This window comes from Peribacillus sedimenti (genome assembly GCF_046237635.1).
In the GTDB taxonomy this organism is placed as follows: domain Bacteria; phylum Bacillota; class Bacilli; order Bacillales; family DSM-1321; genus Peribacillus; species Peribacillus sedimenti.
Window position 1 is genome coordinate 4,388,255 of record NZ_CP143547.1, and the last position, 24,101, is coordinate 4,412,355.

General features: G+C 41.5%; 25 protein-coding genes. 8 read left to right on the forward strand and 17 right to left on the reverse strand.

The annotated features are described in order from the left end of the window. Positions 1–68: 68 nt before the first annotated feature. The 3 genes from V1500_RS21580 to V1500_RS21590 all read right to left on the reverse strand — a co-directional run bounded on the left by V1500_RS21580 (position 69) and on the right by V1500_RS21590 (position 2,179). Positions 69–191: a YuiA family protein gene (locus V1500_RS21580; RefSeq protein WP_409302483.1), complete on the reverse strand. Its 123-nt coding sequence runs from the start codon at positions 189–191 to the stop codon at positions 69–71. A gap of 162 nt (positions 192–353) precedes the next feature. Beyond that, a complete protein-coding gene (locus V1500_RS21585) occupies positions 354–836 on the reverse strand; it encodes an NUDIX domain-containing protein (protein ID WP_409302485.1) in 483 nt (160 codons plus the stop codon). A gap of 131 nt (positions 837–967) precedes the next feature. Next, positions 968–2,179 (reverse strand): NAD(P)/FAD-dependent oxidoreductase, encoded by a 1,212-nt coding sequence (locus V1500_RS21590; protein ID WP_409302486.1) that lies wholly within the window; start codon positions 2,177–2,179, stop codon positions 968–970. A gap of 516 nt (positions 2,180–2,695) precedes the next feature. On the opposite strand from V1500_RS21590, the gene V1500_RS21595 reads away from it, so the two are divergent. Then, positions 2,696–3,697, forward strand: a complete 1,002-nt coding sequence (locus V1500_RS21595) for an NAD(P)/FAD-dependent oxidoreductase (RefSeq protein WP_409302488.1) — start codon at positions 2,696–2,698, stop codon at positions 3,695–3,697. 582 nt (positions 3,698–4,279) lie between these two features. Here V1500_RS21595 and V1500_RS21600 read toward each other — a convergent pair. Further along, on the reverse strand, positions 4,280–4,642 hold the full coding sequence (locus V1500_RS21600; protein WP_409302490.1) for a HesB/IscA family protein: 363 nt from the start codon (positions 4,640–4,642) through the stop codon (positions 4,280–4,282). Positions 4,643–4,854: 212 nt separating this feature from the next. Here V1500_RS21600 and V1500_RS21605 point away from each other — a divergent pair, with 212 nt between their 5' ends. After that, positions 4,855–5,559: a DUF2225 domain-containing protein gene (locus tag V1500_RS21605; protein ID WP_409302492.1), complete on the forward strand. Its 705-nt coding sequence runs from the start codon at positions 4,855–4,857 to the stop codon at positions 5,557–5,559. A 213-nt stretch (positions 5,560–5,772) separates the two neighbouring features. Here the strand turns inward: V1500_RS21605 and V1500_RS21610 are convergent, their stop codons facing one another. Next, the gene (locus V1500_RS21610) at positions 5,773–6,012 is read right to left on the reverse strand and encodes a YuzB family protein (protein ID WP_409302494.1); all 240 of its coding nucleotides are present in this window, start codon (positions 6,010–6,012) and stop codon (positions 5,773–5,775) included. Between the two features lie 655 nt (positions 6,013–6,667). Between V1500_RS21610 and V1500_RS21615 the strand changes: the two genes are divergently transcribed. Further along, entirely contained in the window at positions 6,668–7,735 is a 1,068-nt protein-coding gene (locus V1500_RS21615; protein WP_409302496.1) for an NAD(P)/FAD-dependent oxidoreductase, read from the forward strand. Positions 7,736–8,180: 445 nt separating this feature from the next. Here V1500_RS21615 and V1500_RS21620 read toward each other — a convergent pair whose 3' ends face one another. Continuing rightward, positions 8,181–8,510 (reverse strand): YuzD family protein, encoded by a 330-nt coding sequence (locus V1500_RS21620; RefSeq protein ID WP_409302497.1) that lies wholly within the window; start codon positions 8,508–8,510, stop codon positions 8,181–8,183. Positions 8,511–8,653: 143 nt separating this feature from the next. Between V1500_RS21620 and V1500_RS21625 the strand changes: the two genes are divergently transcribed. Beyond that, on the forward strand, positions 8,654–8,890 hold the full coding sequence (locus V1500_RS21625; protein WP_409302499.1) for a NifU family protein: 237 nt from the start codon (positions 8,654–8,656) through the stop codon (positions 8,888–8,890). Positions 8,891–8,992: 102 nt separating this feature from the next. Here V1500_RS21625 and thrB read toward each other — a convergent pair whose 3' ends face one another. The 5 genes from thrB to yutH form a co-directional block, all read right to left on the reverse strand. Beyond that, positions 8,993–9,910: a homoserine kinase gene (gene thrB, locus V1500_RS21630; RefSeq protein WP_409306077.1), complete on the reverse strand. Its 918-nt coding sequence runs from the start codon at positions 9,908–9,910 to the stop codon at positions 8,993–8,995. Next, complete coding sequence (thrC, locus tag V1500_RS21635; RefSeq protein ID WP_409302500.1) at positions 9,910–10,971, reverse strand: threonine synthase; 1,062 nt, start codon at positions 10,969–10,971, stop codon at positions 9,910–9,912. The genes thrB and thrC overlap by 1 nt, the downstream gene beginning before the upstream one ends. Beyond that, complete coding sequence (locus V1500_RS21640) at positions 10,968–12,266, reverse strand: homoserine dehydrogenase (RefSeq protein ID WP_409302502.1); 1,299 nt, start codon at positions 12,264–12,266, stop codon at positions 10,968–10,970. Before V1500_RS21640 ends, thrC begins: the two co-directional genes overlap by 4 nt. 596 nt (positions 12,267–12,862) lie before the next feature. Then, positions 12,863–13,843, reverse strand: coding sequence for a 2-hydroxyacid dehydrogenase (locus V1500_RS21645; RefSeq protein WP_409302504.1), 981 nt, complete (start codon positions 13,841–13,843; stop codon positions 12,863–12,865). 99 nt (positions 13,844–13,942) lie between these two features. Further along, complete coding sequence (gene yutH, locus V1500_RS21650) at positions 13,943–14,944, reverse strand: spore coat putative kinase YutH (protein WP_409302506.1); 1,002 nt, start codon at positions 14,942–14,944, stop codon at positions 13,943–13,945. Between the two features lie 362 nt (positions 14,945–15,306). Between yutH and V1500_RS21655 the strand changes: the two genes are divergently transcribed. Beyond that, entirely contained in the window at positions 15,307–16,059 is a 753-nt protein-coding gene (locus V1500_RS21655; protein ID WP_409302508.1) for an HAD family hydrolase, read from the forward strand. A gap of 198 nt (positions 16,060–16,257) precedes the next feature. Here the strand turns inward: V1500_RS21655 and V1500_RS21660 are convergent, their stop codons facing one another. The 3 genes from V1500_RS21660 to V1500_RS21670 all read right to left on the reverse strand — a co-directional run bounded on the left by V1500_RS21660 (position 16,258) and on the right by V1500_RS21670 (position 19,303). Next, positions 16,258–17,064 carry an HAD family hydrolase gene (locus V1500_RS21660; protein ID WP_409302510.1) on the reverse strand — a complete coding sequence of 269 codons (807 nt, stop codon included), beginning with the start codon at positions 17,062–17,064 and terminating at the stop codon, positions 16,258–16,260. 563 nt (positions 17,065–17,627) lie between these two features. After that, positions 17,628–18,395 (reverse strand): TIGR01457 family HAD-type hydrolase, encoded by a 768-nt coding sequence (locus V1500_RS21665; protein WP_409302511.1) that lies wholly within the window; start codon positions 18,393–18,395, stop codon positions 17,628–17,630. A 470-nt stretch (positions 18,396–18,865) separates the two neighbouring features. Then, entirely contained in the window at positions 18,866–19,303 is a 438-nt protein-coding gene (locus V1500_RS21670) for a DUF86 domain-containing protein (protein WP_409302513.1), read from the reverse strand. Positions 19,304–19,703: 400 nt separating this feature from the next. Between V1500_RS21670 and V1500_RS21675 the strand changes: the two genes are divergently transcribed. Continuing rightward, positions 19,704–19,970, forward strand: coding sequence for a DUF3055 domain-containing protein (locus V1500_RS21675; protein WP_409302515.1), 267 nt, complete (start codon positions 19,704–19,706; stop codon positions 19,968–19,970). A gap of 151 nt (positions 19,971–20,121) precedes the next feature. Here the strand turns inward: V1500_RS21675 and V1500_RS21680 are convergent, their stop codons facing one another. Next, a complete protein-coding gene (locus tag V1500_RS21680) occupies positions 20,122–20,397 on the reverse strand; it encodes a YutD family protein (RefSeq protein ID WP_409302517.1) in 276 nt (91 codons plus the stop codon). A 118-nt stretch (positions 20,398–20,515) separates the two neighbouring features. Here V1500_RS21680 and V1500_RS21685 point away from each other — a divergent pair, with 118 nt between their 5' ends. Then, on the forward strand, positions 20,516–21,073 hold the full coding sequence (locus V1500_RS21685) for a YhcN/YlaJ family sporulation lipoprotein (protein WP_409306078.1): 558 nt from the start codon (positions 20,516–20,518) through the stop codon (positions 21,071–21,073). A gap of 61 nt (positions 21,074–21,134) precedes the next feature. Here V1500_RS21685 and lipA read toward each other — a convergent pair whose 3' ends face one another. Then, a complete protein-coding gene (gene lipA / locus V1500_RS21690; RefSeq protein WP_409302518.1) occupies positions 21,135–22,049 on the reverse strand; it encodes a lipoyl synthase in 915 nt (304 codons plus the stop codon). A gap of 264 nt (positions 22,050–22,313) precedes the next feature. Between lipA and V1500_RS21695 the strand changes: the two genes are divergently transcribed. Beyond that, positions 22,314–23,282 (forward strand): M23 family metallopeptidase, encoded by a 969-nt coding sequence (locus V1500_RS21695; RefSeq protein ID WP_409306079.1) that lies wholly within the window; start codon positions 22,314–22,316, stop codon positions 23,280–23,282. A gap of 21 nt (positions 23,283–23,303) precedes the next feature. On the opposite strand, the gene yunB is transcribed toward V1500_RS21695, so the two are convergent. Continuing rightward, positions 23,304–24,068 (reverse strand): sporulation protein YunB, encoded by a 765-nt coding sequence (gene yunB / locus V1500_RS21700; protein WP_409302519.1) that lies wholly within the window; start codon positions 24,066–24,068, stop codon positions 23,304–23,306. Positions 24,069–24,101: the final 33 nt, after the last annotated feature.

The window sequence follows — 24,101 nt, forward strand, 5'->3', positions numbered from 1 at the left end:
AGTGTACTTAATGAGGAATATTCCGTCAATAATTATTGAATAGTCAAACAATAGAATCTGTAAACTATCTATTTGTTTTCTTCGGCTTTCCCGCTTCCCCCGCAGCAAGTACAAGTTTCCGATCCGCCCAAAAGGAGCTGGAAATAACCAATTCCTGAACAATACGCACACTCTTTTAGTTTATTTGCCATTAAGAGCACCCCATTTTCTATTTATTTGAATTTTCTGATAATATACTTATAACAAATCCTCTATAATTTGAAAAACGCGCTGAAAAGCAAAATAAGCCTATGTAAACGGATACATAGGCTATTTTCTCTATTTTACTTTTATTTTTATAAAGATAACGAAGATTATAAAAATATTTTGTATGCAGTATATCCAAATTGTTCGCCCGGATTAATCCCATCTAAAACTGTCTGCATCGTTTCTTTCTTATATTCAAGCAATTGCTCTAGCAATACAGAATGGTTCTTTTCCTTCATGAGTTGTACGGGATCATCGAACTTCGCTTCATAAAGCTCCTTATTCTGCACCGTTACCTCAAGACTTAATGGTTCTAACAAGAAGACAAGCATATTGTCGCTGATCTCTCCCCTGATCACTCCGCTCCGTATCCCAACCAATCCTTTAACCTGAGCCTGTATTCCCGTTTCTTCAAGGACTTCCCGCACTACCGCTTGGTCAACGGTCTCATTTGCCTGAACGAAGCCGGCCGGAAGTGACCACATGCCCTTTAGTCCCCCATATTTCTTCTTGACAACCAGCCATTCCCCATTTGCTGTGACGACCAGCCCGGCAACAGCCAGCCATACGTCTTTGCATCGCTCCGTCATCTAACCACCCCGGTTTACAATTTCCCTTCATTTTTATCATAACAACACAATTGAAAAAAATCTGGAATTAACATTGAAAGCCATGGTAATGGTACAAAAAAAAGCTGCCAGATAACCGGCAGCCTGCTTTATTAAAGGATATTAAATTTTCCCTTTTTCAATACTGTAGAAGTACCGCCAATCATGAACAATGCACGGTTGTCTACCATTTTCTTCATAAAGGATGCTTTCTTGCCAACCAATTTCTTTCCGAACACAACGCCAATGGCGTCGTCATGGCCAAGTGAACAAACTGTTCCTTTAATATCAGGAGTAAAGCTTTGGAGATTCGTTTCATTACGAATCAAAGCAGTCAGATTTTTTGCCACGACCTCACCCTGCTGCATAGCTATTTGAGCTGTCGGCGGATATGGACGATTGATTTCTTCATTGATAACCAAGCTTGAGTCACCAATTACAAAGATGTTATCATGCCCTGGAGCGCGAAGGTCTGGATTCACTTTAACACGTCCGCGCATTGCTTCGATTCCGGATTGTTCAATGACAGAACTGCCTCGAACACCGGCAGCCCAAACGACGGTTTTAGCCTTGATCTCTTCGACCTCGTCTTCTCCTTTAGCTACTATAATTCCGTCCGGATTGCAGCCTTTGATAGCTGTGCCAATTCTGAACTCGACACCCTTCTTCTCAAGAGTTGATACCGCATAATTTACTAACTCAGGGTCGAATCCTGGCAATGCAGTCGGAGCTGCTTCTACACAGATAATGCGGACCTTATGGAAATCGACATCATATTCTTTACAAAGTTCCGGAACACGGTTCGCTAATTCTCCAAGGAATTCGATCCCTGTGAAACCGGCACCGCCAACTACAATAGTCAAAGGCTCACTATTTCCAATTTCGTTATATGTGGCGAATTGATATTCGATGTGGTCACGCAGTTTACGTGCGGTATTGACATTTGTAATGGTGAAGGCATGTTCTTTTAAGCCCTGGATACCGAATGTCTCGGATTCTCCTCCAAGTGCAAACACCAAATAATCGTAGCTGATTTGCCCATCTTCAAGCAGTACCACTTTTTCATCCGTTTTGATATCAGTTACTGTTCCCTTCACAAAGGCCACTTTATTTTTATCGATAACATTGCTGATATCATAGCGGACACGGTCGTGATGAAGTGTGCCTGCTGATGCTTCATGCAGCCATGTTGTTTCGTAGTGATAATCATTTTTATTTACAAGAACGATCTCAGCTTCATTCACGCCTAAAGATTTTTGAAGACGTGTTGCAGTCATAAGACCGCCATAGCCTGCTCCCAATATAACAATTTTCGGCTTTCTCACGTTATTTCCACCTTTACAAATTATTCTTGAGAAGTGCTTTTATAATGCTAGTATTTCACTAGCTAATGAATGTAATTATAAAAAGCAGCACTAAACTTTGTGAACTACTTCACGAAGTAGTTCAAAAAAATGTTTAAAAAGTGTCACAAAATATTAACAATAAGTCCTACTTAAATATTATTCCTTTTCATTTCCTTTTTCAAGTGAGAAACTGATTATTTTCTTACATTTCTTTGGATAAATAGTGCGTTGATACTATCATGTTACAAATTTAACCATAATACAAGTGAATCTCATACATGACAAATAATGCTAGAATACCACCCTGGATTTCTTATTTTGTGAAATATTCCAAAAAATATGCTGAAGCGCTTACTTTATTGGTGAAGTATTGTTTTCCCTCCCGTAAGATACACTTATGGCGAGCGAATTTTTGCCATCAAGTTTTTTAACGGTTTCCTTTCAAATATTTATGGTAAAATATACAGAGGAAATCACTATATGGGGGGACTTATATTGCAGGAAGATCAAAAGATTTATGACATAACAATTATTGGCGGAGGTCCTGTTGGATTATTTACTGCTTTTTATGGCGGGATGAGACAGGCATCAGTCAAAATTATAGAGAGCCTTCCTCAATTAGGAGGACAACTAACAGCCTTGTATCCGGAAAAATACATATACGATGTAGCAGGGTTTCCAAAGGTTCGAGCACAGGAGCTGGTGGACAATTTAAAAGAACAAATGGCGAAATTCGACCCGGCAATCGCTCTTGAACAAGCTGTTGAAAAAGTGGAAAAACAGGATGACGGTGTTTTTAAAATCACCACAGATAAAGAAACACACTACTCAAAAACCATTATTATCACTGCCGGAAATGGGGCATTCCAGCCTCGCAGGATTGAAATAGAGGATGCAGCCAAGTATGAAGGACATAATTTACATTACTTCATCAATGATTTGAATCAATTTGCAGGGAAGAAAGTCGTAGTATTCGGCGGCGGAGATTCTGCTGTTGACTGGGCATTAATGCTAGAGCCAATTGCAGAAAAGGTAACCATCGTACACAGACGCGATAAATTCCGCGCCCATGAACATAGCGTGGAAAATCTGAAGAATTCTAAGGTAGAAATAAAAACGCCATTCCTGCCATCTGAATTAGTCGGTGAAGGGAATCAGGTCAAGCAGGTTATCGTGGATCATGCCAATGGCGAAGGAAAAGAAACATTTGATGTAGATGCAGTGATTGTAAACTATGGCTTCGTTTCCTCACTTGGCCCTATCAAGGAATGGGGACTGGATATACAGAAGAATTCCATCCTAGTCAATTCCAAGATGGAAACAAATATCCCGGGAATCTACGCTGCAGGAGATATCGCAACCTATGACGGCAAGGTGAAATTGATTGCCAGCGGGTTTGGCGAAGCGCCAACTGCGGTAAACAATGCCAAGCAATATATGGATCCAAAAGCAAGGGTCCAGCCACTTCATAGTACATCGCTTTTCGAAGGAAAATAAGCAAGAAAGGTCCATACATTTGTAAACACAGATGTGTGGACTTTTTTTGTGGATTAATATGAATGAGAAAAAGTCATCGCCATTACCTTTATTGCATCCCCTATCAGAGAATACAAAAATTCCAAACAGTAAAAACTGCGGCAGGAATGTTTCGAAATATAGTTGAAGTAAGGAATTAATTGACCTATACGGCAGCTCTGCCGAGTACTATTCCCCAAACATAAGGCTGATTGCAAGAGAATATACAAAGGGCTGCTTGGATTATGAATTAATAAAATTACGATAAGTGGTCCAGTCGGAAGTCATGTTTTTGTTCGGTGTAAAAATGTCCAGACTTGAGTGGAGCATCGCAACCGTAAAATATATCGTACGACGTGGCAGCTCGAAGTGGTGCAAACACCCCTCAATGAAATTACAAAAATAAACGGCCTCTTTTAAACAATGCAAATCGTTAAAAGAGGCCGTTTTTCTGAATCTATGTTCTTCTGACCGCCGACTGTTTTATACTGCCGAGGCAACATTTTCTCACTGATTGGACACAGCTGCCGCTTCCGTATATATTATCGGACTAACATCAAATCATTAACAATTTTCCGGATTCCCGGCATTTGCAGCCGTACGGAAAGAAGATCCACAGCCACAAGCAGCAATAGCATTTGGATTATCGATGGTAAAACCTCCGCCCATCATGGACTGTTTATAATCGACAGTTGTACCGTTCAAAATCGGAGCATCACCTTTGGCAACCAGAACGCGGATGCCAAATTGCTCCAAAATTCTATCGTCATCACCCGCTTCTTGCTCAAAACCCATTCCATATGACAAGCCGCTGCAGCCTCCTCCCTTAACCGCAACTCTTAGGAAAGAACCTTCTTCATCATTGTGCTTCATCATTTCTTTTATTTGAAAAGCTGCTGCTTCTGTTATATTTACTACTTCACTCACAGATACCCCTCCCATTCTCATTAATGTGAGCTGTTTCTATTTATAGTATATACTAAAAATTTCACTATGCTCAACTTTCCAACTCACACAATATATAAAGAAAATTGATTTATACTAGCCTTCCGTCTTTTTTCATATATAATGTTTATATAGGTAATTTTATCTAAAAATAACCAGGTATATAGTAACGTCCTTTAGAGAAGGTGAAAAAAATGGAACAAGTTGAGCCTCTTTTCGACAGAAATGTTGAATGCATTCATTGCAAACATAAATTCACCTCAAAAAAGATTCGTTCCAGATTTATAAAAGTGTTGGAATACGATACTGATTTTTATCCTCGTTATGCGAATCCGGAAATAAACTCTTTATTCTACAACATTCTTGTTTGCCCTTCCTGCGGCTTTTCATTTACAGATGAATTTAATAAATATTTTGCTCCGGGTACCAGGGAATTAATTGAAGAAAATATAACAGCTAAATGGGGCTCTCATAATTTTGGAGGCACCCGAACCATTTATGACGCTATAAAAGCGTATAAGCTTGCCAGCTATAGTGCCACTCTAAAAAAAGAAAAACATGTGACTATTGCAGGAATTTATTTGCGAATAGCGTGGCTGTACAGGGAGCTGGGAGATGACAGTCAGGAAATTCGCTTCTTGAAACTCGCTCTCCATCAGTATGAGAATTCTTACTCCACGGATGACTTTAAAGGAACACAGATGTCCGATGTGCGTTTGCTATATTTGGCGGGAGAGATTTCGCGCAGAGTTGCAGATCATTCTGCTGCCGCAAAATATTTTTCTAAGGTAATTGAGAAGCAAAAGCAGACAGTAGAAACAAAACTAGTGCAGATGGCGAAAGAGCAGTGGCAATTAATTCGTCAGGCAAAGAAAGACGAATCCCACCAGGCCGGATAAGCAGAAGAGCTGAAGTGCCCTGCTCGAACGACCCTCGGCTATTTCTTTCACATATGGAAGGCCTGCTAAGAACGCCACATCGTGTGGGGACTAGGCGACGTCGGCAATTGTACATGGAGTACTCAAACCTTGACATCAGTCTAAGGGAATAAATCATACATACTTATTCTCATTAATAAAACCGCAATTGCTCAGGCAAATTGCGGTCTTTTATTAGAACATTGGATTTTCTTCAAGATATTTATATATATTTTCCACAAGCTCTTCAGGTGTCTCACCTGTTACCGATTCTCCATTCACTAATGCAAACATGCTTCTTGCACACATTCCGCAGTAGCTTAGGCAGCCATATTCTACAATATCGAGATTTGGATCTCGCTCTAATATTTCTAATGCCTTCTGGGATCCGCTTGCCAGGTTGCTGATACAAAATTCTATGATTGGATTCATCAACTCACCCCATTCACTAATAAAATATCCTACCTTTTTTCTTATAAACCGTCAATTGCTATACATTTTCACATCCAGTCAGTGGAAATCCCGAACCTGCCGGGCATATTCAGAAGAAGTTTGTAATATGAATGTTATTTCATTCAATATATAAAGCCAATCTGCCAATCCTATTTAATTAAGCATACCTTCTATTTTATCCATATAAAGCTAGAGTCCGTTGAGTGGACACTTTTCCTCGATTCAGGATTCGCTTGCAAGAGATTAAATAAACCTATTCCCACATGAAAAGAAATTATACAAATTTTTGCGGCATGGCCGCAACCCATTCTCTAACATTATTCTCCCGCACGGTCTACGATTGAAAGAATACATTATACTTACTATTATGGTGTTGTAGTTTTGTCGCTATTTAGTTATACTTTTTTATGGAAATATTAAAAATTCAAGTAAATTGCCTGATGAAAATTTTATATTAGAATAAAATTTTATGTGAGAATGAAAAACGTGAAAAGCATATGGGGATGTGTAGATATACACGTGTTTGTGAATTCGTTTTCAAAGTTGTAAATAATGGGTAGTGAAATATAAACAAACCATTGTAACGGATGGGAGGTTTTTATTTGACAACCTTGATCAAACAAAGGGGTAATTCATAATGAGAAACTTAGTGATACTTGGCGGCGGATACGGCGGACTTAGGATTATTCAAAGATTAATTGCGGAAAAACTTCCGGAAGATTTGATGATTACTTTGGTCGATCGCAATCCATACCATAGTTTAAAAACTGAATACTACGCGTTGGCTGCAGGAACCATTTCCGACCAGCACATTAGAGTTCCCTTTCCAGAACATCCTCGCTTGAAGCCTGTATATGGTGAAATAGTAAGTATAGATATGACCAATAAACAGGTTATCATGAAGGATAGAGAACCCATTCCATATGATGACCTTGTCATTGGGCTGGGCTGTGAAGATAAATACCATAACGTTCCTGGCGCTGATATCTACACGTACAGCATCCAAACCATAGATAAATCACGCAGGGCATACCAAGCTCTGAATAATTTGTGTGAGGGTGCCACTGTTTCGATCGTCGGAGCGGGACTGAGCGGAGTAGAACTCGCAAGCGAATTGATTGAGAGCCGTCCTGATTTAAAAGTTAAGCTCTTCGACCGTGGCGACCATATTTTATCAGCTTTCCCAACAAGACTCAGCAAATATGTAGAATCATGGTTTAAGGAACATAATGTTGAAATCGTCAGGAGATCAAATATTACTAGAGTAGAAGAGAATCTGCTCTATAATCATGACGAATCAATTAAATGCGACGTAATTGTTTGGACTGCAGGCATTCAGCCAAATAAAATTGTCAGGGATTTGGAAATCGAAAAGGATAAGCAGGGAAGAGCGATCCTGACACCGCAGCATTTTCTGCCAACTGATGACAGCGTATTTGTGGTTGGCGATTGCGCAAGCCTGCCTCATGCCCCAAGTGCACAGCTGGCGGAGGGACAAGCGGAGCAAATCGTCCAAGTCCTATGGAAGAAATGGGCCAATGAACCGCTTCCTGAAAGCTTTCCACCAATTAAACTAAAAGGGATCCTTGGCTCCCTTGGAAAGAAGCATGGCTTTGGACTTGTTGCTGACCGGGCTATCACGGGGAGAGTTGCAAGACTGTTAAAATCAGGGATCCTCTGGATGTATAAGCATCACAAAGGTTGATTGAATACATTTTTATGTATGACTTCTCTGATGGATGAATAACAGCCGTTTCAGGTCACCGGTAAAATAAATACCTGTTTTGAAATATTATAAAGTTATAAAAAAGTTTTGAAGAAAAATCTTCAAAACTTTTTTTGTTTTCGTTCTAGACTTGTTCCTTCATAAAGGACTCGTCTTCCCCTCTGGCATGATTTTTGATCTTCATCCTCTTAAAGATAAATTCCCCAGCCCTGCCATGGATTTTTGTTCATCATCCCTTCTCTGGACTTGATCAGCTATGGTTCTAATTTTTACTTTTCACCGATCACATAAATGATTGTTTACAGAACGGGAACTGGCACGTCATTCCGTCCCTCTTCGCATTTATAATAGACTTCTTTCCTTTTAATAACAGATTGCCAACAATGAAAAAAGGTTTTGAAGAGAACTCTCCAAAACCTTTTTGTCAGGCAGTTATATGATATCCGTACTTCTCCATTTCCTTCACGATGATTTTCAATTGAGGGCTGCCTTCCCCAATGACTTCATCATCAATGACGACCACTGGATAAAATAAATCTTCATCTATAACTCTTTGTGAAAACCGTAGCTTTTTCGGATCCGCAGGCGGGTTAAATATATCTATATAAGTAATGCTAAAAGGCTGGTCCGGAAACTTCCTCTCTAAGGCTGCCTGAAGCCATTCATAAGTTTCCCGGGATGAGGGAAGATTCACGCAGCTTGCGCAAATTTGTTCGGCACCGTATACCTGCAGCTCAATATGTTTTCTATCCACTGTTTCCCCTCCTGAAGCTTTTATTTTTATTGTAACTGATTTCTTCGAAAAGCATATAGGAGAACATTATGAAAGTAAAAGTTTCAGTTGGATTTTTTTTAGAAATGCCATTATAATATAATGTATGAAAGGAGTCGATTGCAATGTCTGAACAGGCTATGTTCGAACAAGTTCAAGAGGTTTTGGATAAACTTCGCCCATTTTTGCTTCGCGACGGCGGTGACTGTGAACTTGTAGATGTGGAGGATGGAATTGTTAAATTGCGTCTTCTTGGAGCATGCGGAAGCTGCCCTAGTTCCACTATCACATTAAAAGCCGGTATTGAACGCGCTCTTCTTGAGGAAGTTCCCGGTGTAGCTGAAGTAGAACAAGTATTTTAATATTTTCACCAATAAATAAAGCTGTCTGGTCGATTTGGATCCATCCAAAACACTGAGACAGCTTTTTTGCATGATATTCGTTTGTAACAAATCTGGAGAAACTTATTTTATTGAGAAATCCTTTAATGCGACATTACTTCCAATATTATCGATGGCTAGCTCGATGACCTGGAATTTTGGGAAAGCATCACAGAGAGCGCTAACCACATTTTGTGCGAGCTCCTCTGATACCAGGCATAAGACGGTTGGGCCAGCACCGCTTAAAGCTGTTCCGAATGCACCAGATTCAGCTGCAATTTTGACAACTGAGTCCAAATGGGGCACTAGACTAGAACGGTAAGGCTCGTGCAATTGATCCTCCTGCATCATTTTTCCGGCAAGCTCCCAGTTCTTTGTCAGCAACGCTGCGACCAGTACATTAGCTACTGCACTCGCTTGAACAGCTTGGTCATATTTTATTTCTAACGGCAGCACATTGCGGGCCTGCTCTGTCAACAGCTCATAATCAGGAATAATTGCGACCGCCTTGAGGCCCTCTAAAGGGAACGACAGCAATTCCGTACTTGCTGGTGAATGGCGTCCAATGACCAGTCCTCCGTATACGGAAGCACCAGCATTGTCAGGATGCCCTTCGAAGAGAGAGGCATGGCGATTCTTTTCCTCTTTAGTCAAATTTAGGCCGCCGACTAGATCTGCCAATTCAATCCCTGCAACTATCGCTGAAGCACTGCTCCCCAGCCCCCTTGTCAAAGGAATTTCGCTTGAGACCTCTACCCTGCAAGGAGCAAGCTTGGTTCCATAAGCAGACGCCACTTTTCGAGCAACTGTTATCATATAATTTGTTTCATCTGAAGGAAATTGCTTCAATTCCTTAGACAATGCCACTACTTCCCAATTCTGGGACAGTGATACCTGTAATTCAAGGTACAGGCCGAGTGCCATACCGATTGAGTCGAATCCTGGACCCAGGTTAGCAGTACTGGCCGGCACTCTAATTGAATATGTTTCTCCCCTGGCAATCATGGCTGTTTCACACCCTGAAGGTGCTCAATGATTATCCTCTCATCCATTGGGAGCAAAACAGGCTGAATCTTACTGCTTTCTACCGCCACATTAGGATCTTTCAATCCATTTCCAGTAAGAACCGCTACCACGCGGCTTCCTTTCTTAATTTCGCCTGTTTCAATTTGCTTTATGATTCCTGCGATCGAAGCACAGGACGCCGGTTCAGCAAATATACCCTCTTTGGATGCTAACAGATGGTAGGCTTTCAATATCTGTTCGTCCGATACTTCATCAATCTTTCCATGGGACTCCTCCGCTGCTGCTTCTGCGAATTGCCAGCTTGCTGGATTTCCAATTCGGATGGCCGAGGCAATGGTCTCTGGTTTTTCAAACACTCTGCCGTGCACAATCGCCGCTGAACCTTCGGCTTCAAATCCCCTCATTTGCGGGAGTCCAGTTTGTTTTTGCTCATGATATTCCTTAAATCCTTTCCAGTATGCCGTAATATTGCCGGCATTCCCTACCGGAAGTGCGAGAACGTCTGGCGCAGAACCAAGAACATCGCATATTTCAAAAGCTGCCGTTTTCTGCCCCTCAATCCGGTATGGATTTACAGAGTTCACAAGTGTGATAGGCTCAGATTTGCTGATGTTTCGTACAATTTCTAATGCGTTATCAAAATTGCCTTCAATCGATACGATTTCAGCTCCGTACATGACCGCCTGTGCAAGTTTTCCCATCGCAATTTTGCCTTCTGGAATGACAACGATACACCTGATTCCTGCCCTTGCAGCATAGGCGGCGGCAGCAGCGGAGGTATTGCCTGTAGAAGCGCAAATAATGGCATTGCTGCCTGCCTCAATCGCTTTTGCCACCGCCATTACCATGCCCCGATCCTTAAAGGATCCCGTTGGATTTGCACCCTCATATTTAACATACAGGTCTACTCCCAGTTCATAAGATAGCCTGCTGCAGGACAGCAGCGGAGTGTTTCCCTCCAATAATGACAAACTAGGCGTATCGTCAGTAACCGGTAAAAACTCCCTGTATTCCTGAATCAGCCCCTTCCAGCTCATATAACTTCCTCCCCTTCAACACGGTATATGCTTTTTATTTCTTTTACCATTTCGTAATCATTTAATCTTTCCACTATTTGGTCGAAATTATCCATGGATGCCCTATGTGTCACCAGGACTATTTCAGACGCTTCTCTTGGCTGAAGCGGAAGCTGAAGTATTTTATCAAAACTAACGCCGTACTCAGAGAACATCGATGTTATGCTCGCAAGTACACCCACTTCATCCTTTACATGCAGACGCACAAAAAATTTGGCAAAAATATCTTCAGGTCCCTTCAACGCTTTAGGGTATTGAGGAACTACAGCACTCCGTCCATTTACTCCCAATCTCATATTCTTCAAGACTCCAACCAGATCCGAGACCACAGCGGTCGCGGTTGGAAGGCTGCCGGCACCAGGACCATAAAACATCGTTTCACCCACGGCTTCGCCATATACATACACAGCGTTGTATTCATCATTTACAGAAGCAAGAGGATGTGATTCAGGCAGTAAGGCAGGCTGTACACTCACCTCAACCTTTTCACCGTCTCTTGCTGCCAATCCTATCAATTTCATAGTGTATCCCAATTTTTGGCTATATGATAGGTCATCCTTCGATATTTCGGTGATACCTCTTATCTGGACGTCATCAAGATCTATCGTCATTGAAAATCCAAGTGTTGAAAGAATCGCCATCTTCCGAGCAGAATCCATCCCGCTAACATCTGCAGTTGGATCTGCCTCAGCGAACCCAAGATCCTGTGCCTGCTTCAGTGCGGATTCATACTCACTTCCGTTTTTGCTCATTTTTGTAAGAATGAAATTTGTTGTTCCATTGACAATGCCCATCATTTTGGTAATTCGGTCAGACGCCAGCCCGTCCACCAGGCTCCTTAATATTGGGATGCCCCCGGCCACGCTTGCTTCATAGAACAAATCGCATTCGTTTGCAGCCGCTTCCTTAAGCAATTCCGGGCCATGAACGGCCATAAGGTCCTTGTTTGCCGTTACCACATGCTTTCTATTTCTCAGCGCTTTTAGAAGATATGATTTGGTCTCCTCAATTCCGCCCATTACCTCTATAACTACATCGATTTCAGGATCTTCCAGGACCTCGTTCGGATTATCCGTCAATAGATGGGAATCTATCTTAACCTGCCGTTCTTTTTGTAAATCCTTAACCGAGACTTTTCTTATAATGACTGGACAGCCAACCTGATGCATCAATTTATCCTGATGACTTTCCACAATCTTGACCACTCCAGAACCAACAGTGCCTAATCCTAATAAACCTATCGAGATCGCCCGCATCCTCTTCCCTCTTTTCTGTTCATCTGAAAAGTACATTTGTTTTCATATAATAGACATTATATGGGTAAAATCCGGGATTTTCAATAGAAAAAAGTTATACCAAAAGTGTGTAAGCGTTTCACAGACTGGTATGAAGGTATTTTCACACAAGAAAATTTTTTGAAAAGTGAATCAATAAATGGTCCGCTTGCCTCAAGCGTACTTTTCCCAAATGTTTCTTACGGGGATATTTCATACACCTTCATAAACTCCCTATTCCTGGCCAAAGAAAAACCCTCCCATATATGGAAAGGCATTCTTTAGGTATTACAACCTGGCTGCCTTAGCATAGTTAGAATACATCGAACTCATGTATGAGGGCCGCATCTGTGGATCCATTCATATTACAAGGGGACACGGCTTTTTTCTTGGTTGCTTCGTACCATGGGTTGGCTGATCTGGAAGGAAATAATCTTGTTTCATACTCCGGAAGCCTCCCTTTCGACAGCTAGCTACAGTTCCAGCAGCTCTCGCGCCGATGGCACAAAAACAAGAAAGGAAAAAATCGAGAATAATGCTGTTATTAGGTTAATTTATCCCTGTACATTTATCCTCGTTCATTTTGCAAGCTGTTTGTTAACCAGCGTTTTTGGAGCATTGTTATGTAGTACCAGCTCGATATTTTCGATACATAGGTTCATCATGGCAGTCCTGGTATCAATGCTCGAACTTGCAATATGAGGCAACGCCACTACATTTTTCAAGGAAAGTAATGGATGGCCGGCATCTATGGGTTCTTGCTCGAATACATCTAGGCCGGCGGCTGCTATTTCTCCTGAAATGAGAGCATTGTGCAATGCAGCCTCATCTACAACAGGGCCTCTGGATGCATTGACAAATACTGCGGTGGTTTTCATTTTCATAAAGGACTGCTTGTTGAACATTTTTGTTGTTTCCGGGGTTAATGGAGCAAGACAAACAATAAAATCGGATGTGGAGATCAGCTCTTCGAATGAACAGTAGCGCGCGCCATACAGCTCCTCTGCCATAGGGTTCCTGCTGCGGTTATGGTATAGGATTTCCATATCAAACCCCTTGGCGCGTTTTGCGACCGAAGTTCCGATTTTCCCCATTCCTACAATTCCTATTTTTTTATGATGAATATCATGACCTGCCAGTAAAAGAGGACTCCAGCTTTTCCATTCACCGTTTTTAACGATATCTGCAGCTTCTACTATTCTTCTTGCTGCAGCCATCATTAATGCAAATGTTAAATCAGCAGTTGTTTCTGTCAGTACATCAGGCGTATTGCATACAAAAATGTCCCTATTCGTGGCTGCATCAATATCTATATTGTCAAACCCCACCGCAAGATTGGCTATCACCCGTAAATTCTTTGCCTCATCCATTACAGCTGCATCTATTTTTTCTGACAGCATAGTCAGCAAACCTGCTGCTTCCTTTGCCTCTTGCATCAATACTTCTCGCGGGATAGGCTCATCCTCCGACTCCCACATCTTTACCCTGAAGTTCGTTTCAAGCTTCTTGACGATTTGGGCTGGCAATTTTCTAGTGATAAAAACGTAAGGATTATCCATGATTTTTCTCCTGTCTCTCCAGTTTTTTACTGTATATAATTATCATAACATACAGAAAAATGAAGATTCAAAATCATTAGCCCAGTTCTTTCTTTCTCATTAGAGCCAGCTAAGAAGCGGTATTTGGAGGCTTTTTGCAGGAATTCCGGCAGCGTCAAAGAAACTCCTGAGAAAATCTTCATAGCGGCTGGATTTTTCAGTGTATTCGACTATCTTTTCTTCCAGCTGGTTGAGTCTTGTTTCTGATTGCTGCTGATAATAATTTTCCACCGTTTCGAAATAATGGATGGGCAATATCAAGCGTGCGTATAAAAGCCTGAAGGAAAAGTTTGACAGCCTGTTTGCACTTTGATAATCGTATAAAAATTGGCGCATTCCTGGCTGGTATGTTTGCTGATTTGATAAGTAGTGCTCTCTTATCCATTCGCTAAGATCCCTGGCTCCATGGTCAAATACCCAATCAAAGGGATTCTTGATACAATATACTCCACTCCAGCTCGTATTTGAGAAACGTTCGTATCCCGCAGTCCCTGCGTCACATTCCTCCGGATTTTCATCAATTTCCGTATCCACCAAATATTGTATAGCGTTTTCGGCCAGAGCCATGAAATAAGGAAAGGACTCCACAAAAATTCTTTCAAACTGATTATTCGGGTGTGCTTGCAGCTTCTCCATCCATACTTTTTCCAGCTGGTCGATCCTGACTTCCCATAGCTGCTTCCACTGTCCAATCCTTGAGCACTTTTTTATCGGGTAATTTATAGATCGCGCCCGGTGATGAAATTTTGCAAGCTTTCTTCCCAGCCTGGTTCCCTTTGGAAGCCCAATTGGATTGTTGGCAAGAAGCATGAACATGCGGTTATCTATTTCCGAAATATAGCTTTGCTTATTTGACATGACAAAAGCAGATATATAACGGTCGCCTGACCCGATCAAGTGCTCAGACAATTTCAGCCTTTCCATCAGTTCGTCCTGATCCAGCTTCTCAAGTGGAACGATGCTGTATAATAAGTTCCCCGAGCGAAAAGAAGGGAAACGGCCTACGCGCTCCTCCCGTTCGACCTCTATGCCATAATTCTGTTTAATTACATCCTCTAACATTTGCCGCACCGCCCTCCACTGAACCCAATTACAGAAATTGGACATTTTATCTTTATGTATATGTGGAAAATGGCAATGTTTGAACGAAAAATAGCTGTCATGTAGATTTGTATTGAAATCATTTTTTCCGAATCCGTGTGGAGCTAGGTTTTGCTTCAACAAAGGCGCTGCTGGCAGGCCGGCATATGCTTAGTAATAATTTTATTTCGGCGTGCACTATTTATCTCAAAAAGGGTAATAGATATATGTGGAATTATGTATATGGAGTGCTGAAATACACTCAATTGTGACTATTTTATGAACATCGCGGCGGCACTTCTACATATAATATTTATACACCGTAGAAAAGGAGACTTGAACATATGGAGAAACAAACATTGATATTTGACCTAGATGATACTCTCATTCATTGTAATAAATACTTTAGGGATACGATTAATAAATTTGTTAATCAGATTCAAGAATGGTTTCCTGCCCTGGACACACAAGAGATCAGGCAGATACAGCTTGAAATTGATCTAAAAAGCATCGCGGAACACGGACTTCATTCCTCTCGTTTCCCTGAATCATTAGTGTCTACCTATATATATTTCTGCGAAAAATTCAGCCAAAAAGTCGAACCTGATAGGGCTGATAAGGTGAGGCAAATCGGGCAAAGTGTCTTTCAAATTGAGGTACAACCTTTCCCTAATATGTATGAAGTATTGAATGCCCTTAAACAAGATGGCCACGATCTCTATATGTATACAGGCGGAGATAAAGAAAATCAGACTCGAAAAATCATGCAGCTGGAGTTGGAGGCTTATTTCGGGCGAAGGGTGTTTATTTATGAACACAAAAATTCATCCGCTCTAAAAGAAGTGCTTCAGATTATTGAAGCAGATCCTAGAACTACATGGATGATAGGAAATTCCTTAAAAACCGATATTAAGCCAGCTATCGAAAATGGAATTCATGCCATCCATATTCCCTCAGAGTTAGAATGGAGCTATAACAATGTTAAAATTGATATAGATCCTAAAGGAGAACTGCTTACAGTCAATTCCTTGGATCAGCTCCCTGAAATTTTCAGAAAGTATGGGACCATGAATTATAGAGATGAAGCTGCGATTTAAAACATTTCTGGTCGGTCCATACGATCGGTTCTATAAGACAAGTTCCGGCTTATCCAGTATTAGACCCCGAAAATTCGCATGTCCGGGGAGTCTCTGTCGAATATGGGTAAATAAAGACCCTGTTTATAAGGGTCTTTTCTGTTTTTCCATTCATGCAGCCATATCATGTATGCAGTTACCTAATTTTTACATTACCGGTTATAGATCAGCCTGATTATGAGAATTCAGTGTATTTTGAGTTTCGCTGCCATGCAGATTCCCGGCAAAGTCACATGATTCATATGAATTGTCCCTAATAAACTGAGGAAGCTCCCTAAGTGAAGGTATAGTCATCGCTTTACCAAGAGCAGGCTGATTTGCTTCCAGACTGTTGTTGTAGCTCCATTCGATTTCTGAGGGAATGTGAATGGTGTTCAACCCCAGCTCGAGCGCTGGAGAAATATCTGTCCTCAATGAATTTCCAATCATCCAAGTGGAACGGAGGTCGCACTTAATCGTTTTTAACACCTTTCTTAATGCCTCGGTATTCTTATGCGTAACAATGAATACTCTATCTCCAAAATATGTTTCTAATTCAAGCTGAATGATTTTCCTGCTTTGATTGGCTTCATCCCCGCCTGTAAACAAATACAGCTCGTGTCCATCTTCCTGAAGCTCATTCAGCACTTCATACATATAAGGAAAAGCCTCCACCTCTATTTGAAAAACCTGCAGACCAATCGACCGCACGCGTTCCATTTCACTTTCCTTTGTTTCCCTCTTAAATTGCTTGCAATAATGCTGGTAAGCCGAAACAAATGATTCCGGAAACCGGGATGAGTTAAGGCCATGGATTTCTATGCTTTTGATGTCGATTTCAAGCTGTTTTGCTTTTATATCATTTTCGGATACATCCGGAAACCATATTTGCATCTGTTCGGCAAATTGATTTGTAGCATCTCTGAAATATTTATTACATTCAATTAAGGTATCATCAAGGTCAAAAATAAGTGTTTGCGGATTCATCTAATTACCCCTTTTTCACCGTCGATTGACCTTATTATGTGTCAAAAAGGCAGTTCCACCGTTTTGTAAATTTTGTGAGCACAAATAAAAACTGGGCTGTGCATCACAAGGTCAGATGACCGTATATAAGGGTATCGAATGAAGTCTTAGGGCCTTTTTTAAATCTCTGGTTTGCCACCGTAAAATCAATTTTTCATGGACAAGCGATTTAAGGCAATTCATCTTTTATTGATTTTACATTTTTGATATTCGATGCCTACGTCATTTTACTTATCCACTCAGGATGGTGTTTGGCAACCTCCAACATAACATTTGAAAACCTGTTAATCTTCATTACAGGGGCGAAGACTTCTGCGGGAGCAGCGGACAGGTGAGACCCTCGAGGTACGGCACTGACGAGGAGGCTCACCGCCCGTCCCGCGGAAAGCGAATCGTCTTTCACTGCAATCTAGAAATCCTATTAACGAGCCAAATAAAAAAGACTATAGGCAAGCTCGATTTTTCATCGCACCTGTCTACAGTCTGATCCGGTTATGTATTACCGGATAAAAAAGCAGCAGTTTCTATTCAAATTTCCAGTCCTTTAAAGAATCAATAGCGTAAGTAGGTCTTTCTTTATAATGTTCGAGCAGTTCCCTGGTTGTCACGCCAGTATGGACCAGCAAAGTATCCATTCCTGCATTGATACCTGCCATAATATCTGTATCATAGTTATCACCAACCATGATGGTCTCCTCTTTTGGCAAGCCCAGTACTTTCAAAGCCTGCTCTACAATTACCGATTCCGGTTTCCCGATGAAAATTGGCTGAACCTGGGTTGAAACGGAAATTACAGAAGTCAGAGATCCGTTTCCAGGCAGCAAGCCTCTTTCAGTCGGAATTGCGATATCGCCATTCGTTGAGATAAAGGTTGCCCCGTTACGGACGGCTATACAGGCGAGCGCAAGCTTCTCATAGTTAATGTTCCGGTCAATGCCTACTACCACGAAATCAGGACTGTCTTCAACAAGCTTGACCCCATTTTCTTCAAGCGCAGTGATGATCCCTTCCTCTCCAATCACATAAGCGCTGGCATCACTCTTTTGTTCCACAATATAGTTGGCTGTAGCCATACTAGTCGTGAAGACTTGCTCGTCCTCTGTCGGGATATCAAAACCTCTGAGCTTTTCGGCAACCTGCGCGGGTGTCCTAGAGGAATTATTCGTAACAAACAAATATGGAATATTTCTTTTATTCAGTTCTTTAATAAATAAGCCAGCTTCCTCAATTTTCTCTGTTCCTCGATACATCGTGCCATCTAAATCAATTAAATATCCTTTATATTGTCTCATCCATCTTCACTCCTGTATTTTTTACAATACCCAAAATCAAAATAGGTATGAAATCGATACTCACAAATTCAATTATAATCATATATTCCCGCCATTAAAATAAAAAAGGCCGGAATCTTGCAGGCACCCTTTGACAGGTTCGCCAAGAAACCAGCTGTTTGACGCAGACGGATTTGCTAACATCGGGGTTTTCAGGCCCCGCAAGACGCATGTCAATGTTGTCAGGAATCACAGGACTTGAGGTCAGTCAGCGTTTCCGGCCCCACACGATGTGGCGTTCTTAGTTGACTTTCATCTTGTGGCGCTTGTAGTTGACTCTCAACTTGTGGCGTTCTTAACTGACTATCAACATGTAACGGGTTGAACTGATTGACATTCCACAGTGTCACTGTAATCGTGGACGGGTCGAGCTGCCTTCCGCTTGTTGTGCTTGCAGCCGATGATCCCTAACTCTGCAGAGTTTATTATGCCTAGTTCTTAAACGCTGAAACCGGGCCGAGTTGACTGTTCAAGTACTGCCGAATGGCATCGGGGTATTTTTTGAATGCATCTAAGTTCTCCCCAAAAACAGCCAGGTGATCAGAAAGCGCTGGATCCGTATATTCCTGAACCAGATTTTTCCGTAATGGCAGTGTATTTTTAAACTGGACACTATCCGATTCTGTAATCACGTTTTCATCAAGCAATATATCTATAATATCTTCGAAACTGCCGGGGTCACGCATAATAAAGCCGTCTATCATGGCATTTCCGACATCAAGTACAGAATCTATGGATGTTTGGATAATCCTTTCCAGCGATAAAGCAAGCAGTTGATCGTCCCAATTTTTATTGCCTTCAAATAGGGTTAACTGCTTTTCCAAATATATTAAAAGCTGTTCAATTTTTTGCCGGTCTACAAAGTACATCTGTCACAGATCCTTTCCGGTATTTATGTATGCAGGCTGAACAGATGGCTGCACGCAGCAAGCCAGTGCACAGGATTTTGCACCTTAATAGCCCCAACTGCTAAAGCCTGTTTATCTGTTGCGAGGGGCGGAAATCTCTTCGAAATAAGTGAGTTTTGTATCCCTGCAAGATCAACCTTATTCTAACATAATACCACAGCCTCCTTAGCTCTCTCAATTCCATGTGACAGGTTTAAGGATTCTGGCTGTATATTTATACCGCATCTTGTGGTATCCGGTGTGCAGGTGCATCCCGTAAGATATTCATCCCCACTATTATGTATTTTTTACATACTTTACACACATAAATTTGTTATGATTTAGACATCGATTATATTCCGGATAAACAGGGGGGCTTCATTTGTCAGAACGTTTTTTCTTATATAATGACCTTATTGATACAAAAACGCGTTTTGTAAGTTTCATGGGAGACAATTCACGATATGATCTGGCAATTATCATGACAGACAGATTCTATGGCAAGAAGCTTGTACTTGATATGCAAAGCAGCCGATTTGCCATCATTGGCCACGATGACCTGGAAGAAGAGGGCTACATTGAACACGCCTTTCACATTTCTGAAGAAGAAGCCTCTGAGCTAAAATCCTTCTTATACGAAGTGATTTAAATTTATTGCTGCATCGGTTGCTAATGCCATAAGCAGCTCTGAATGCCTAGCTACTTCCTAATTGCTGATTTCCCATGTGTTAATGTGATTTACAAAACGAAAGTGTACAGTAAACTCCAGCAAAAAAGCCGGATTGTGGTCCGGCTTTTTTTTATTTTTTTATTTTCTTTAAAACGAAATAAGGGCAGCCAAAATTACAGTATTCATATAAATATTCGGTTAGAGTGCTTATTTTGGTATCAAATGTTGCCTTTTGGTTTTGGTCATCAAAAAAGCCTTTCAACCTCAATTGCCCATATCCCCAATCACCCACAATGTAGTCATATTTCGTAAGTATTTCACTATATCTGGCACGAAAAGCCTCTTCATTGAAGCCTTCCCTGTAATTCTCGACTACTTCAAATTCCATATTATTTATGGTTAGCATGATATCACCTCTCAATAGATATCCTTTAATTAAATTATAACTCATTCACCACTAATTTCTAAGCTAATTTTCAGTTACCAGCCCATCATAAGCATAGGGGGTGTCTTTTTTGAGAAATATGATTTATCCGATTTGTCTGGTCTGCTTGTTTTTCGTTCAAGCGTGTGGAAATGAAACCACGGGTGAGGACAAAGTTCATACTGCGCGTATTAACTCGCCAGACCGTTATTACAATGAAGATGACCGAAATAACGATACACGCAGTGAACAGTTCGGATTTGTCCGGTTGACCCAAACAACCGGGAACGAGCACATGATGGCTGATTCACCATCACTTGACCGGGAACAGCTTGCCGATATTATTGCCAGGCTTACTTTACAGCTGCCCAATGTCGATGATGCCGCTGCTCTGGTAACGGATGAAGAGGTATTGATTGTGTATGACAACGATGCTAAGGACAGAAATTTGATCGCAGATCAGGTAAAAAGGACAGCAGCTTCCGTTGTGCCAAGTTATTTTCATATATATGTAAGTGACAATGAAGCCCTTATGCAGGACATAGAAAATTACGCAAACCTTGGTACTAATAGTAGGGACATTGACGAGTCCCTGGATGTTACCATATCCCATATGCTTAAATCTCCACAGGGCAAGAATAAGACAAACCAAGACTAGCGTTAAAAACAAAAAGTGCCGTGAACGATTCACGGCACTATTTTCATACGGATAGAATGTATTAAGCCTCTACAGCCTGTTCACCCTGTAATTGAATTTGCTTAGCAGCAGCATTTACCTGCTCATCAGCATGATAGGACGAGCGAACTAACGGACCTGCTTCACAATGGCTAAATCCCTTGGTCAGTGCGATTTCTTTTAATTCTGCGAATTCTTGAGGAGTATAGTACTTCTGAACCTTCAAATGCTTTTTCGTAGGCTGCAGATATTGTCCGATTGTCATTATATCTACTTTATGGGCACGAAGGTCATCCATAGTTTCTATAATTTCCTCTTTTGTCTCGCCCAGACCGATCATCAAACTGGATTTTGTAGGAATTTCAGGATACATTTCCTTTGCTCTCAATAGAAGCTCAAGAGAGCGGGTGTATTTAGCTCTAGCTCGAACCCTGTCAGATAGTCGTCTGACAGTTTCTATATTATGGTTCAATATATCAGGTTTAGCGTCCATCAATGTTTTCAGATTTTCATGCACTCCGCCCATATCCGAAGGGAGTACTTCAATTGTAGTGAAAGGATTCTTTCTGCGGATGGCACGAACTGTTTCTGCAAAAACTGCAGATCCTCCGTCCTTAAGGTCATCACGGGCCACTGCAGTGATGACGGCATGCTTTAAGTTCATCGCGAATACAGAATCAGCCACACGCTCCGGTTCGGCTAAGTCCAGCTCGGTAGGCAGGCCTGTTTTCACAGCACAAAAACGGCACGCCCTCGTACAAATGTCCCCCAGGATCATAAAGGTCGCCGTACGGCGCACCGCCCAGCACTCATGTATGTTTGGGCATTTAGCTTCTTCACAGACTGTATGTAAATTTTTTTCTCGCATCATTTTTTTAAGGTCAGTATAGTTTTCATTGGTGTTTAACTTTATCTTTAGCCACTCCGGCTTCCGAAGGTGCTCTTCTTTTGTACTCATGAAGATGTCACTCCAATTCAAATTTGTAGGCGTAAAAAGAATCCTTCTTTTGTCACTTTATCATAATAAAACGCTTTCCGACAAGTCCCATGGCTTATTACCATAATTTTGATTTCATTATTTTCTCAATAAATCAGCAAACTAATCACGAAATAAAAAGGAGAATGAACAGATTGAATTGTGCGGAATGTTTCAATCGGTTACAAACCGGAAAGGAGTGAGAATGTGCTTGTTATTAAATTCCTTTCAATCCTCTTAGTATTCATGTTAGGGAACAGCCTCCATGTGAATGGCTCAGCGGCAACACCCGGTCAGCAGGCAGAAAGAGACCTGATTAAGCGCAGGATGGACCTTTATAAAACGGTAGAGGCTGCATCATTTTTACCGTGGTATTACCTGGCGGCTGTCGACCAATATGAACATGCTGTTCGCAAGGCTAGAAAAGACCGCGAACAGGCCAGGGGGGCCATCGGCATCTATATTGAACCTGAAAGATGGAGCGGATTCCTGAATCCTGACCCTAATGACAATGATCCAATGTCTATCAGTTTTTTCGATGGTATTGGACTTGATGGAAACGGAGATGGCAAAGCAGACCGCAATAACGATGAGGATTTGATTGTTACTATGGCCAACCAGCTTCTGTATTACGGTACAGACGAAGATAATATTAGAATTGCCTTGTGGAACTATTATAAAAGAGATAAAGCAGTGGGCATCATTATGGGAAATGCACGCCTGTTTAAATACACTGGCCGTATTGATCTTCAGGAAAAAGTGTTCCCCGTTCCTGTTCGGACTCATTACAGCTATCGAAGTACATGGGGTGTAGCTCGAGGCTGGGGAGGGCGCCGCAGCCATGAAGGAACCGATATCTTTGCAGACTATGGTTTGCCAGTGCGTTCTACTTGTTATGGCATTATCGAAATGAAGGGCTGGAATAAATATGGAGGATGGCGCATCGGTATCAGGGACATCAATAATACCTATCACTATTTTGCACATCTAAGCGGTTTTGCCAAAGGTATAAAAGCCGGCCAGATCGTCGAGCCTGGCATGCTCATTGGAGGTGTGGGAAGTTCGGGATACGGACCGCCGGGAACGTCCGGAAAATTTCCGCCTCATCTGCATTATGGAATGTATAAGGATAATGGCAAAATTGAGTGGAGCTTCGATCCTTATCCATATTTACGTATTTGGGAACGAGCGGATTTGAGGAAAAAACGAAAGTAGAGACCTCGGTCAGGAGGTCTCTTACTTCTTATTTTTTTTCGGCAGTTCAATGGCTGGGGCTGTTGATCCTCCATTGTTAAAATACTCGGGAACTTCTCCCTCGATATTTTCCATGCCAAGCGGTATATCCCTTTTCACAGTGACCTTCTTAGAAGCAAAAGGCAAAATCATCTGCACGTTGACTTCAATATGGACATAAAGGTGAATAAAGGCGTTATTAATGCCCCATTCTTCAATTTTATGGTCAACGGTGGTCGATACGCTGCTGACGGGCTGGAATTTAACAGGAACTTTCGGACCTAGATTGCCCAGTAGTGATATGTTAGTTGCCTGGCCCAAGGGTACATAAAATACAAGGCCATCTGACTTTCTTCCCGTCATCTTGATGTCTACGTCTGTCAGTGATTCCAAATCCGCCAGATTTCCTTTTTCTGCTTCTTTTAAGTTTTTCAGAATCAAGTTTTCCGTTTCTCCCTGGACGCGGATTACTTTGGCGGGGTCATAATCCTTGATCGGATTTCCCGTACCATTTGGATTTGGGACAATGGTTATGATATCATTCAAATCGTTTTCCTCGATTACCTTCTTCGTTATGGCATTATTGATGACAAGCGTAGCAATTTTTTTCGTCTGGGCTTCAGCATAACTGGACAGTGTAGGCTCAATTCCCTTATTAATAATAAATAAACCTCCCGCTGTCGAAAAAACAAAGAATACAAAAGTAAGCAAAAATACATATCTCACGGGCAGAGGGCCCTTTGGTATCACTTTACGTTTGAACCCCAAACAAAAATCCCCCCTTACAAGCTAAGTGTATGC